Origin of the sequence: Vibrio sp. PID23_8 (assembly GCF_003584965.1) — a bacterium.
Lineage (GTDB): Bacteria > Pseudomonadota > Gammaproteobacteria > Enterobacterales > Vibrionaceae > Vibrio.
Genome location: NZ_LIXE01000001.1, coordinates 599,603 through 612,153, shown reverse-complemented (window position 1 = coordinate 612,153; position 12,551 = coordinate 599,603). Strand labels below are relative to the sequence as shown.

Annotated in this window: 11 protein-coding genes; 9 read left to right on the top strand and 2 right to left on the bottom strand. The window is 45.0% G+C overall.

Annotation, left to right across the window (positions count from 1 at the left end; genetic code table 11):
• Window position 1 precedes the first annotated feature (1 nt).
• Genes AK966_RS02830 through AK966_RS02815 form a run of 4 tightly spaced genes read left to right on the top strand, consistent with a single transcriptional unit; the run spans window position 2 to window position 4,100 of the window.
• Entirely contained in the window at window positions 2-970 is a 969-nt protein-coding gene (locus AK966_RS02830; protein WP_119463493.1) for a type II secretion system F family protein, read from the top strand.
• A gap of 2 nt (window positions 971-972) precedes the next feature.
• Window positions 973-1,908 carry a type II secretion system F family protein gene (locus AK966_RS02825; protein ID WP_119463557.1) on the top strand — a complete coding sequence of 312 codons (936 nt, stop codon included), beginning with the start codon at window positions 973-975 and terminating at the stop codon, window positions 1,906-1,908.
• A 33-nt stretch (window positions 1,909-1,941) separates the two neighbouring features.
• Window positions 1,942-2,958 (top strand): lipopolysaccharide assembly protein LapB, encoded by a 1,017-nt coding sequence (locus AK966_RS02820; RefSeq protein WP_119463492.1) that lies wholly within the window; start codon window positions 1,942-1,944, stop codon window positions 2,956-2,958.
• Between the two features lie 26 nt (window positions 2,959-2,984).
• Window positions 2,985-4,100 (top strand): phosphatase PAP2 family protein, encoded by a 1,116-nt coding sequence (locus tag AK966_RS02815; protein ID WP_119463491.1) that lies wholly within the window; start codon window positions 2,985-2,987, stop codon window positions 4,098-4,100.
• Window positions 4,101-4,162: 62 nt separating this feature from the next.
• On the opposite strand, the gene chrA is transcribed toward AK966_RS02815, so the two are convergent.
• Window positions 4,163-5,302: a chromate efflux transporter gene (gene chrA / locus AK966_RS02810; RefSeq protein WP_119463490.1), complete on the bottom strand. Its 1,140-nt coding sequence runs from the start codon at window positions 5,300-5,302 to the stop codon at window positions 4,163-4,165.
• A gap of 111 nt (window positions 5,303-5,413) precedes the next feature.
• Here chrA and AK966_RS02805 point away from each other — a divergent pair, with 111 nt between their 5' ends.
• The gene (locus AK966_RS02805) at window positions 5,414-6,331 is read left to right on the top strand and encodes a LysR family transcriptional regulator (protein ID WP_119463489.1); all 918 of its coding nucleotides are present in this window, start codon (window positions 5,414-5,416) and stop codon (window positions 6,329-6,331) included.
• A 166-nt stretch (window positions 6,332-6,497) separates the two neighbouring features.
• On the opposite strand, the gene ebgR is transcribed toward AK966_RS02805, so the two are convergent.
• Window positions 6,498-7,490 carry a transcriptional regulator EbgR gene (ebgR, locus tag AK966_RS02800; RefSeq protein WP_099080226.1) on the bottom strand — a complete coding sequence of 331 codons (993 nt, stop codon included), beginning with the start codon at window positions 7,488-7,490 and terminating at the stop codon, window positions 6,498-6,500.
• A 371-nt stretch (window positions 7,491-7,861) separates the two neighbouring features.
• On the opposite strand from ebgR, the gene galE reads away from it, so the two are divergent.
• From galE to galM, 4 genes are all read left to right on the top strand, one after another.
• Entirely contained in the window at window positions 7,862-8,881 is a 1,020-nt protein-coding gene (galE, locus tag AK966_RS02795; protein ID WP_119463488.1) for a UDP-glucose 4-epimerase GalE, read from the top strand.
• A 114-nt stretch (window positions 8,882-8,995) separates the two neighbouring features.
• The gene (locus AK966_RS02790) at window positions 8,996-10,048 is read left to right on the top strand and encodes a UDP-glucose--hexose-1-phosphate uridylyltransferase (RefSeq protein ID WP_119463487.1); all 1,053 of its coding nucleotides are present in this window, start codon (window positions 8,996-8,998) and stop codon (window positions 10,046-10,048) included.
• A gap of 210 nt (window positions 10,049-10,258) precedes the next feature.
• A complete protein-coding gene (gene galK, locus AK966_RS02785) occupies window positions 10,259-11,419 on the top strand; it encodes a galactokinase (RefSeq protein WP_119463486.1) in 1,161 nt (386 codons plus the stop codon).
• 47 nt (window positions 11,420-11,466) lie between these two features.
• A complete protein-coding gene (gene galM, locus AK966_RS02780) occupies window positions 11,467-12,525 on the top strand; it encodes a galactose-1-epimerase (protein WP_119463485.1) in 1,059 nt (352 codons plus the stop codon).
• Window positions 12,526-12,551 lie beyond the last annotated feature (26 nt).

Below are 12,551 nucleotides of genomic sequence, written 5' to 3'. Positions count from 1 at the left end.
TATGGAAGGTCAACTACCACTTTTTTTATTTTTATTGTTCCTCTCGGTATTTTTCATAAGCCAAGCGCTGATCATGCCATCTGCCGGTAAGAAGGTAAAACATCGCCATCTTGTACAACGAATTAGGCAGAGCCATAAGCATATCGATCAAGAAAGTATTTCTTTGCTACGAGAGAACTCAATTAAGAACTTATCTAAAGTTGAGCGGTTCTTAGTTCAGTTTACATTGTTTGAAACAATCAAAAAGAAGCTAGAGCTGGCAGGTATAGAAATGACATTTGGTAAGTTTCTATTGTTCTCGCTTGTGTTAGGGGGAGTCATTGGACTGCTTTTAGCTCTATTTGGGCAAGCTTGGTATATATGTGTTGCTGGTGGGCTTACGTTATGGTTAGTCGGGTACTTTTGTGTACAAAAAAAAATTGGTGATAGGTTAATGAAGTTCGAAGAACAGTTGCCAGAAGCGTTAGATATTATCAAACGTGTATTGCAAGCTGGTCAGCCAATCAACCAAGCATTTGGTGAGGTCGGGAGTGAGATGCCTGCGCCCATCGGACCAGAGTTTAAGCATACATTCAGCCTTCTTAATTATGGTTATGATATGCGCTTGGCGGTGATGCAAATGACTGAACGAGTGCCAACGGTGTCAATGATGGCGTTTTCGAGTGCCGTTTTACTGCAAAAAGAAACCGGGGGAAACTTAATTGAGAACATCGAAAAGCTATCTCGAGTTCTTAGAGAACGGTTTAAGTTATCCCGTAAGATTAAAACCATTTCTGCTGAGTCTAGAGCATCCGCTTGGGTACTAGTGCTCGCACCCTTCGGCATGTACATCATAATGATGTTAATAAAGCCAGATTATGTTTCTTTGCTGCATACTCACCCAATGGGAGTAAAAATGGTCTTAGGTGGGATGGTGGCGCTATTTCTCGGCACAATGTGGATCCGTAAAATCGTTAATTTTGAGGTGTGATGATGGATACATTGTTATTTAAAATCGATATTAATCAAGAATTACTATTTATTCTGTTTGTTCTCATTACAACGGTGTTATTTGTCATGACTGTCGGTTACGTGATGATCGGTGTGAATTCTCCGCTCAAGCGTAAACTTGCACAGATTACAACAGGTGAAAATGAGAAGTTAGCATCAACTAACAATAAAGTTATCAATACGCTTGAATCATTAGCACCTCTCACCTCTTCAGGTAATGAAAAAGAACAACAGTCTACGCGAGCACTGCTGATGCACGCAGGCTTCCACCAAAGCAATGCTCTTACACTGTTTTATTCAGCGAAATCATTAACCACCATATTTGGAATGCTGGTTGCCGTTGGGTTATATGTGACATTACCTCAATCCAACAAACTGTACATATACATGGCGGGATGTGCATTTATAGGCCTGATTTTTCCTGATATTATTTTGAAAAAAATGGCCAAGAAAAGGCAAGAACGTTTTCGATCAGGCGTAGCAGATATGCTTGATCTCCTCGTTGTGTGTACGGAATCTGGGTTAGGTTTTAATGCATCATTACGGCGCGTTGCCGATGAGATGGTGATATCTCATCCTGATGTGGCAGATGAACTCGATACCGTTTGCATGAAAATACAAGCGGGAAAATCAATGCCTGATAGTTTGAGAGAAATGATTATTCGAACCGGACTTACTGAATTTATGGGATTAGTGAGTATGTTAAGCCATGCCTCTCGAGTCGGTGGCAGTCTTGTTGACTCATTGCGTGAGTATACTGAAGATTATCGAGATAAGAGGCAGCAAGCTGCAGAAGAAATAGCCGCAAAGATACCCGTGAAAATGATGTTTCCCATGGTGCTTTTTATCTGGCCTTGCTTTTTCATTGTCGCAGTAGGTCCATCATTAATCACGCTTTCAGAGGCATTTTCTAAGTAACAACTAAAATGGACAAAATAAAAGGGAATGATTATGTATAAAGGTCGCGTATTAGTTTTGGCAACCTTACTTTTGGCGGGGTGTGCCTCAAATGATAGTAAACAAAACAGTTTTGATCAAAGCCTATATGCGGGTAAACCCGTTGAGTCATTAACGAATGACACCCCACCGGAGAGTGAAGCAGAAGCGATTGCCAGAGGTGATCGTGCATTAAGTAATAAAAATATAGATCTAGCGCTATATGAGTACTTGAGATCGTTGACATTCGAAGAGTCTAAACACAAAGATAAAACACTGTATACGATTGGCCGTATACACCAATCCAGAGGGAATATTGAGTTAGCAGACAAGGCATTCCGTGCGTCATTGGCCGAGAACCCAAATCATATCGGAGTTCTAGAGCAATTGGGTAAGGTGTACGTACAGCAAGGGCGCAAAGACATTGGTCTCGCTTACTACTTGAGGGCCGTGAATGCAGACCAAGTTCGCTTAGGACGAAATGCTGGAGTGACCAAAGAAAGTATTTCATCAGTTAGCGTTCAATCACTGAAATATGACGAGCACTCCCCGAGTCATGCTTATGTGGGTTTAGGGGTTATTTTTGATATAAATGGTAATCATGAGTTAGCTCAGCAATTGTTGCGCAAGGCATTAGATATCAAGCCATACAGTGAAAATGCATTGGTGAGCCTTGGGTATTCATATTACATGAGTGAAGACTTTGGAAAAGCAAGGCACTTTACGAATGCAGCGCTGCGCATAAATGGTGACAACAAAAAGGCGATAAACAATCTGGGTTTAATTGCTGTTGCCGATGGTCAGCCACGCCAAGCATTGAATATATTTGCTCAGCACATGACTCAATCAGAGGCACTAAATAGTGTCGGATACTTTCTCATTATCAAAGAAAAGCCGGATGAAGCCATCCCTTTCCTTCAACAAGCAATAGATAAAAGCCCATCATATTATGCGAAAGCCAATGAAAACTTAGAGCGAGCACTCGCAATGGTGAGAAAGGGACGGGATACATCTATGGTGATAACCAAATAATTACTTGTTATAAAAAGGAATTGTCTGTGATTGCGGATAGATTAAATAGTGGAAACTTAACTCGAAATATATATACCGATCTAACCAAAGATCTTCCGGTGTATTTATTGGTTTCAATGACTTGTATCATAACACTCGTAATTTACATTATTAATCGAGATGTGATAGTTTACCAGTACCAATTATTAGATTATGTTAGGAGGGTGAATGTTTGCTTAAAGGGTATGTTTTTAGCGTGGAGCATATTTTTCTATATCAATATGCTTTTAAATAAAAGGAGGAACTTGTTTAAGGAATATTTTAAAGCTATCTTCATTATGTTTTCTGATGCAAGCAAAATAGCAGTGTTCTTTGTTCGGTTAATGTTGATAAATATTTGCATTGCGAATTATACTTATCTAAAGCAAATAATACCTGATATTAATCCATTCACCTACGATGAGGTGTTTTATCAATGGGATAAATTAATTCACGGTGGAGTGTCACCTTGGGTAATCTCTCACGATATTTTTTCTAGCTCTTATTGGACGTTCTTTTTTAACTTATCTTATAATATATGGTTTATATTGATTTGGGGAAGCGTTTTATACTTTATGTGGTATTCTAGAAATCACAAGATCCGACAGGCATACTTGCTTTCATTTTTTTCTTCTTGGTTCTTTATTGGCGGAGTTTTAGCTATCTTAATGAGTGCCGCTGGCCCTTGCTTTATGCATTTGTTAGAGCCAGGTAATGTAACGTATCTTCCTCTTATGGAGCGTTTAGAAAACCAAGTCGAATCTCTTTGGTTATTACAAATATACGGTGGAGAAACAAGTCAACTTCAGTCCTATTTATGGCAGGCTTATTCTCAGAGAAATAGCAGTCTTGGAGCAGGCATTTCTGCTATGCCAAGCATGCATGTATCTTCTTCAGTACTACTTGCATTGGGCGCATATCAAGTAAATAAAAAAATAGGAATACTACTCTGGTGCTTTGCCGTTGTAATTATGATCGCTTCTGTTCATTTGGGGTGGCACTATGCGGTAGACGGTTATGTTGCTTTAGTTGTCACTGTGGTGATTTGGAAAGTAGCCCAATTTGTAGTTGGGAAAGTCGGTGTAAAAAGCAAAAACCAAGAAGTGGCGATGGATACGGTTTAGACAAGTACTGTTTTTTGGCCTCAGAAGCACACCAAGCTTTTAGGATGGTGCGCTTCTTAGCTTTACATCATGCCTTGAGCAATGCCTGCACCAACAAAGAAAACAATCATCCACAGCACAGACAAGTTGAGCTTCTTATGCAGATAGAAACCCGCAATGACAAGCGCGATGTCGATGGGGGCGATAACCGCGCTGCTGAATACGGGTTGGTAAAGTGCTGCTAGTAGCAGGCCCACCACCGATGCGTTGACGCCATTAATTGCGCCAGTGATGGCTGGTTTACCCGCCAGTGCTTGCCAGTTCTTTAGTACGCCAAGCAGTAACAAGAAGCCTGGCAGGAAAACCCCTAACGTTGCCATTAATGCACCTAGAATTGGCGCATCGGAGAGTTCGTAACCAATGTAAGTGGCGAAGGTAAACATCGGCCCTGGTACCGCCTGCGCCGCTGCGTATCCCGTTAGAAAGGCATCTTGGCTGAGTTGGTCACCAACGATATTCTGCAGCAGCGGAAGCACCACATGACCGCCACCAAATACCAAACTGCCTGCCTGGAAGAAATCACTGAACAAACCGAGCATCGGCATGGTGTGCGCCACAAACGGCAGACCAATCAATAGGGCCGCGAACAGAGCGAGTGGGGCGATGGTTGGTTTAAACGGTTCAACTGGTGCTGCTGATTCTTTCTTTAGGTATTGAGTACCAATCAAACCGGCCACAACCAACACGAGCATTTGCGTCATGATGCTTGGTGCCAGCAACAGGGCAATGGCGGTTGCCACACATAAACCAGCGGTCAGCTTGCTTTGGCAGAAGTTTTTGTACATCCCCCAAGTGGCATCAGCCACAACCACAACCGCAAGCAATTTCAAGCCGTGAACGATGTTTTGGAACAGTGCGGTATCGGTAATTTGGCTACTCACCATCGCAAGCGCCAGCATAATCATCACTGAAGGCAGCGTGAAACCAAGAAACGCCATGCACGCGCCACCCAGACCACCACGCTTGTAGCCTAGCGCAAAGCCAACTTGGCTTGAGCCAGGGCCTGGTAGAAATTGACTTAACGCCACGATTTGAGCGTATTCGCTGTCTTCGATCCATTTGAGTTTTTCAACGAACGTTTGGCGGAAGTAACCGATGTGCGCCGCAGGGCCACCGAAACTGATCCAACCAAGGCAAAAAAAGGTTTTAAAAATGGTAAACATGTCGAGCCTGATTATCTAAAAGCATTGTTGCTAATTTATCGAATGCTCTAAAATGACTCAAATTAATAGTTTTAATTTCATCTATGAATGAAATGGGATTAGGTGTGTTGAGTGAAAGATGATATCCAGTGGCGCAATATCGATTTAAATTTGTTGGTGACCTTCTCTTATCTTTATCGTTATCGCAGCGTCAGTTTAGCGGCAGAAAAGAGTTTCGTGAGTCAGTCGGCAATGAGCCATAGTTTATCGCGTTTGAGATTGTTGTTTGATGATCCGTTGTTTGAGCGCAAGGGCCACAAGATGGATCCGACCGAGCATGCACATCACATTGCTCCGACCGTGCATCATTTGCTCGACTCGATTGCCAAAGACTTACTGACTAAGTCGGTATTTCAGCCAGAAAACTACACTGGAGTGTGTCGGGTTGGTCTGACGGATTACGCCGAGTTCATCTTCGCCCCACAGCTTTATGATGAGATCCGCAAACGCGCACCAGAAGCGCAAATCAGTTTTATCAATGTCAACCGCAGTAACTATGTCGAGATTACTGAGAATGACAAGTTGGACGTCATCATTGGCAGCATGCCAGTGCTTGATGACAACTTTGATAGCCAGTATCTGTACACAGAAAAGCATGTCTGCTTGTGTGACAAGCGGGTATTGAAAGGAGAAAGCGAGTTGTCGATTTCGGCTTTTGCCAATATTGAACAAGCCTTAGTGAGCCCTGACGGCAGTTTAAGTACACAAGTAGACAAAAAGCTCGCCGAACATGGTTTGAGCCGCAAGGTAACGGTTGCCTCGCGCAATTTTCTTACTATTCGAAATTTACTCAAACAGCGTGAACTGATTGCGATTGTTCCAGAGAAAATGGCGTTGTCGGATGGTTTTTCTGACGATTTAGTTACTGTGAAGCCACCTATTGCTGTCGCTGATTTTGACATTGCGATGTTGTGGCACACCAGTCGAAATAATGAAGATAAAGGATTATGGCTGCGGGCATTAGTCGCAGAAATTGTGACCTCCAAATAGTTCGGATCGTAAATGCTTCTCTCATACAAATGTTGTGAAAACGTTTAACTTAAGCGTAGTCAAATTGTATATCGAGATAGCTGCGCGGAATAAATGAGACGTTGAAAATGAAATATTAAAAAGCACTGAAATTACAGTGCGTTAAAGAAATGAGTATTCCAAGTCTTTATTGTGACTTGGTCGTGCCTCTCAGCTTTAATTTACTTGATACGTAAACTTTAAGTGGTACTTCTCTTTTGTCTCGATACTTTTCGACCAATAAGTTCACGCCCTGTGCGCCCATCATTTCAGAGTGAATACGGACCGTGGAAAGAGGAGGGAACGTAAAGCGTGCTGTTGGAATGTCATTGAGACTGATCAACGCAATATCTTGTGGGATGTTTAAACCAAATTCATGAATAGCGCGCAACACGCCAATCGCGATTGGATCAGAAGCAATGAATAGCGCTTTCGGGAAATCACCTTTGGCGAGCATTGCTTTTGTTAAGTTGTAACCCGATAAACTGGATAAGTCACCACGATAAATATCGGTTTCAGATACCACACCTTTTAGTTTGCCATATTCAACAAATGCGTTTTCACGCATGTCTGTTGTGCCGGTCTCACGTTGACCACCGATAAAACCAATCCGTTCATAGCCTTGCTGGATATAAAATGTGATCACTTGCTTACTGATATGGTCAAGATCGACATCAATGCAGTCGTAGGTGCTGTTATCATCCGAGAAGTCGATGTAGCAAATGCTGTCAGCAAGACGCTTTGGCAGTTTGCTGATGATGGCATTTTCGATTTTGCCGACTAATAGAACCCCGGTGATCTTTTGTGTTTCAACGTCAATGTCACTGTTGTAGCAATTCGTTAGCGTGATCCCCAGTTTGTCACATTGGGTTTCAATTCCGTGGCGAATTGATAAGTAGTATGGGTCATTCACTTCCGCTTCTTGCTTGTAGTTGTACAAGGCCAAAAAGTGGTGGTTTTGCTTCGCCTCTTTGGTGGCTTTCTTGGAACTGCTGGTACGGTATTCGAGCTTTCTAGCAATTTCTAAGATTCGGTGTTTCGTTGCATCTTTTACGCTTAGCGTCGGGTCGTCATTCAACACGCGTGATACGGTTGCAAGGGAAACGCCCGCTTCGGTAGCGATATCTTTTAATGTTGCCATGTGTACTTCCCGTAGGCAGGCCTCACTGTCCCAGTGAGAAATTCAACTATTTTAAACAGCTAGTTACGAATGCACAAACGTTTAGTAAAACGGTTTACTCTGGTCCTTCGTCGAAATCTCATCGCCTTTCAAGAGCCGAGTTTGGTCTAACAGAAGGGGGTTTTACTAAACTCATTCCTTCTTGCTACGTTTCTTTATTATTTGGTGGAAACGTTTACACTATTTGAAACTGATCACGGAATTAGATCGGATTTGATTGGTAGACTTCTAGCCAGTTAAGAAATGGACGGTTTTGCTAGTGGTTGGTTAATTAGGCTTTGCTAACCATGGGCATCTAACTGAGCATAAGCAGCAATCGTGGAGAAGCAATAGTGAAAGTTCTTGTCACAGGCGGTATGGGGTACATCGGCAGTCACACATGTGTACAGATGATTGAAGCGGGTATGGAGCCAATCATTGTCGACAATTTGTGTAATGCCAAAGTGGAAGTGTTAAGCCGCATTGAAGCGCTAACCGGTAAGCAACCAACTTTCTACCAAGGCGACATTCGTGATGAAGCCTTTTTGGACTCAGTATTTGCCAAACATGACATTCAAGCTGTGATTCACTTTGCTGGCCTGAAAGCGGTGGGCGAATCCGTCGCGAAACCATTGGAGTACTACGACAACAACGTTAATGGCTCACTGGTGTTGGCACGCAGCATGCGTAAAGCGGGCGTGAAAAGCATGGTATTCAGTTCATCTGCAACGGTTTACGGCGATCCTGACATTGTGCCTATCACTGAAGATTCTCCAACGGGCGAAACCACCAACCCATATGGTCGTAGCAAGTACATGGTGGAAGAGTGCTTGAGTGATCTGTTCAATGCCGAAAACGACTGGAGTATCACCTTGCTTCGCTACTTTAACCCAGTTGGCGCGCATCCATCGGGCACCATGGGTGAAGATCCTCAAGGTATTCCAAACAATTTAATGCCATTCATCGCCCAAGTCGCGGTGGGGCGTCGTGAAAAGCTGTCGGTATTCGGTAATGACTACCCAACGCCGGACGGCACAGGTGTGCGTGATTACATCCACGTGATGGACTTGGCTGATGGCCATATCGCAGCGCTGAAATCGGTGGGCGAGAAAGCGGGTCTGCACATTTACAACCTCGGTACTGGCCAAGGTTCTAGCGTGCTTGAGATGGTCGATGCCTTCGCAACGGCTTGCGGCCACCCAGTGCCTTACGAGCAGTGTCCTCGCCGTCCTGGTGATATCGCAGAATGCTGGGCAAGCACAGAGAAAGCGGAGCGAGACCTTGGTTGGAAAGCCACTCGCAGTGTCGCAGAAATGACGGCCGATACGTGGAGATGGCAATCGAATAACCCGCAAGGCTATTCTCCTTCGTAAACAAAGCCCCCCTGCGTAATTGAAGTTGTCGCGTTGTTGATTGGCCACCTAGCTGCAACTCCAATTTTATTGGGGAACGCAGAGACAAGAATGTTAAGAAGTTGAGTAAGTAAGATGTCGAAAGTTGAATTTAATCCAGTGGATCACCCACACCGTCGTTACAACCCACTAACGGGTCAGTGGATTTTGGTGTCGCCGCATCGTGCAAAACGCCCTTGGAGCGGTGCCGATGAAAAACCGGCTATTGATGAACTACCAAGTTACGACGAGAAGTGTTTTCTTTGCCCAACGAACGAACGTATTTCTGGTGAAGTAAACCCAGATTACCAAGGAACCTACGTATTCCAAAATGATTTCGCGGCATTAATGGTGGACTCTCCAGATGCCCCGGAGTCTGAGAATCCACTATTCAAAACACAAGGTGTGCGCGGTTTGAGCCGAGTAATTTGTTTCTCGCCTGATCACAGCAAAACCTTGCCAGAACTGCCAGTTGACAAAATTCGTGGCGTGATTGATACCTGGAATGATCAAATCGAAGAGCTAGGGCAAGACTACGTTTGGGTTCAGGCGTTTGAGAACAAAGGTGAAACCATGGGCTGTTCTCAGCCTCACCCACACGGTCAAATCTGGGCGAATAGCTTCTTACCAAACGAAATCGAGCGCAAAGAGCACAACTTAAAAGCGTACTACCAAGAAAATGGCACCAACCTACTGGTGGACTACGTTCAAGCTGAACGTAAAGACGGTTCTCGCATTGTGGTAGAAACCGAACATTGGCTAGCAGTCGTGCCTTACTGGGCGGCGTGGCCATTTGAAACCATGTTGCTTCCTAAAACGCACATTCGCCGCATGAGTGAGCTCAGCGAAGAGCAGCGAGACGATCTTGCTGTTGCAATCAAAAAGCTGACGAGCCGTTACGACAACCTATTCCAATGTTCTTTCCCTTACTCAATGGGTTGGCATTACGCCCCGTTCTTTGAAGAGGGGACAGACATAGATCACTGGCAACTGCATGCGCTGTTCTACCCGCCACTACTGCGTAGTGCATCGGTTCGCAAGTTCATGGTGGGTTATGAAATGCTGGCAGAAAGCCAACGTGATCTCACCGCAGAGCAAGCGGCCCAGCGTCTGCGTGATTTAAGCGATGTGCATTACAAAGAGCAGTAACTAACGATAAATACGAAATATGTCATTCCGTACAGCGAGGAACGAACGTGATGCAGAATCTACCATCAGAGTGCGCTGAACGTAGATTCCAGATGCTCGCTAGGGCTCGTCCGGAATGACAAATGTTAGACAATCAAATAGGTCGTTTCTGATTGCGAGATATGAAAGCAGTCGAGAATTCAAACAAAAATTTTATGCTGAGATTCTACTATGTCTGATTTAATCCAAAACGTGAAAACTTCTTTTGAACAAGTGCTGGGCTACGTACCAAGCCACATTATCCAAGCACCAGGCCGTGTAAACCTGATTGGTGAGCACACGGACTACAACGATGGTTTTGTATTGCCATGTGCGATCAACTACCAAACAGTGGTGGCAGCAGCGAAGCGTGAAGACAACCTAGTGCGCGTGGTTTCGGTGGATTACGGCAATGCGGTTGATGAGTTCGATATCACTCAAGAAATCACTTTCCAACAAGATAAAATGTGGGCGAACTACATTCGCGGTGTGGTGAAGTGTCTTCTTGCTCGTGGTTACCAATTTTCTGGTGCGGACATTTCAGTCAGCGGTAACGTACCTCAAGGTGCGGGTTTGAGTTCATCAGCGGCATTGGAAGTGGTGATCGGCCAAACGTTCAAAGTGCTTTTCAATCTAGAAATCAGCCAAGCGGAAATCGCGCTAAATGGGCAGCAAGCAGAGAACGAATTCGTAGGCTGTAACTGCGGCATTATGGACCAGATGATTTCGGCGGAAGGGCAAGCGAATCATGCGATGCTTTTAGATTGCCGCAGTTTGGAAACGACGGCGGTATCCATGCCTGAAGATATGGCCGTTGTTATCATTAACTCGAACAAAATACGCGGCTTGGTAGACAGTGAATACAACACGCGCCGTGAGCAGTGTGAAGAAGCGGCGCGCATCTTCGGTGTGAAAGCGCTGCGTGATGTGACCATTGAGCAGTTTAACGAGAAAGTTTCTGAACTAGATGAAATGGTGGCAAAACGCGCTCGTCACGTGATCACAGAAAACGATCGCACGGTAGAAGCCGCGCAAGCACTTCGTGCACATGACATGAAGCGTATGGGTGAACTGATGGCGGAGTCTCATGCTTCCATGCGTGACGATTTCGAAATCACAGTCAAAGAAATCGATACCTTGGTTGAGATGGTGAAAGAGGTGATCGGTGAGCAAGGCGGCGTGCGTATGACGGGCGGCGGCTTCGGTGGTTGTATCGTTGCACTTGTGCCACCAGCACTAGTGGATAAAGTGAAAGCAACGGTTGAAGCGAAATACCAAGCGGCAACGGGTTTGAAAGAGTCCATCTACGTGTGCCAAGCGAAAAACGGCGCAGGTTTAGTCGAAGTGCTTTAACCCAAGACTCTAGCAACAAAGACGTTAAGCCGCAGTAGGAGCAAGAGATGACTGAGCCATTAACTATCACGATGACGCAGCAGGCCGCCTTTGATGGCGTGCCTGCCAATGTGGTCGAACTGAAAAATAACACCGGCATGCGCGTGACCTTTATGGATATCGGTGCGACATGGTTGAGTTGTCGTTTACCTTTGGCGTGCGGGGAATTGCGCGAAGTACTGCTCGGGGTGGGGTCGATGGAAAGCTTTATGCGGCAGCAGAGCTACATGGGGGGCACGGTAGGACGTTACGCAAATCGCATCGCCAATGGTCTTTTTGATGTGAATGGCGAAACATTTCACGTTTCCACCAACCAAGCTGGTAACTGTTTGCATGGTGGGCAAGCCGGTTTCGATAAGCGTCGTTGGAAGATTGAAGCACAATCGGAGCAACAGGTGACGTTTGCTTTGTTGTCTGAAGATGGCGACCAAGGTTTCCCGGGGAACCTTGAAGTGCAAGTGACGTACACACTGACTGACGATAATCAGGTGAGCATTGCGTATGTCGCTAGAACAGATAAAGCAACACCAGTGAATCTGACTAACCATGCTTACTTTAATTTGTTGGGCGCTGAAGCGGACTTAGATTGTCGCTCTCACCGTTTAAGCATCGCGGCAAGCCAATACCTGCCAACCAACGAGGTCGGTATTCCGCTTGGTGCGCTGCAAGATGTGCAAGGTACAGGGTTTGACTTTAGAGGTGAAAAACCAGTTTCAGAGCACTTCTTACAAGATGAACAGCAAATAGTCGCCAAAGGGTATGACCACAGCTACCTATTTGATGCTCATCGTGATGTGTCAAAACCGGTTGCGCTGGTGGTTTCGCCAGACGAAAAAGTACACTTGTCGGTGGTGACCAATAAACCTGCGATGCAATTGTACACGGGCAACTGGTTAGCCGGCGCACCAAATCGTCGTGGCGGTGAATACCAAGATTACGCGGGTCTGGCGTTAGAAACGCAGTTTTTACCAGATTCGCCAAACCATGCTGAGTGGGCGCAGCCAAGCTGTATTCTTGAGCCTGAACAAGAATACCGCTTCTGCACCACTTATCAGTTTGCTTTCTAGGCGACCAGTACCTTTTAGTGCTTTTG

Coding starts and splice junctions, on each gene's coding strand:
- chrA (WP_119463490.1), bottom strand. CDS start 5,302: ATGTTTACCATTTTTAAAACCTTTTTTTGCCTTGGTTGGATCAGTTTC.
- AK966_RS02820 (WP_119463492.1), top strand. CDS start 1,942: ATGTATAAAGGTCGCGTATTAGTTTTGGCAACCTTACTTTTGGCGGGG.
- AK966_RS02790 (WP_119463487.1), top strand. CDS start 8,996: ATGTCGAAAGTTGAATTTAATCCAGTGGATCACCCACACCGTCGTTAC.
- AK966_RS02830 (WP_119463493.1), top strand. CDS start 2: ATGGAAGGTCAACTACCACTTTTTTTATTTTTATTGTTCCTCTCGGTA.
- galM (WP_119463485.1), top strand. CDS start 11,467: ATGACTGAGCCATTAACTATCACGATGACGCAGCAGGCCGCCTTTGAT.
- AK966_RS02825 (WP_119463557.1), top strand. CDS start 973: ATGGATACATTGTTATTTAAAATCGATATTAATCAAGAATTACTATTT.
- ebgR (WP_099080226.1), bottom strand. CDS start 7,490: ATGGCAACATTAAAAGATATCGCTACCGAAGCGGGCGTTTCCCTTGCA.
- galK (WP_119463486.1), top strand. CDS start 10,259: ATGTCTGATTTAATCCAAAACGTGAAAACTTCTTTTGAACAAGTGCTG.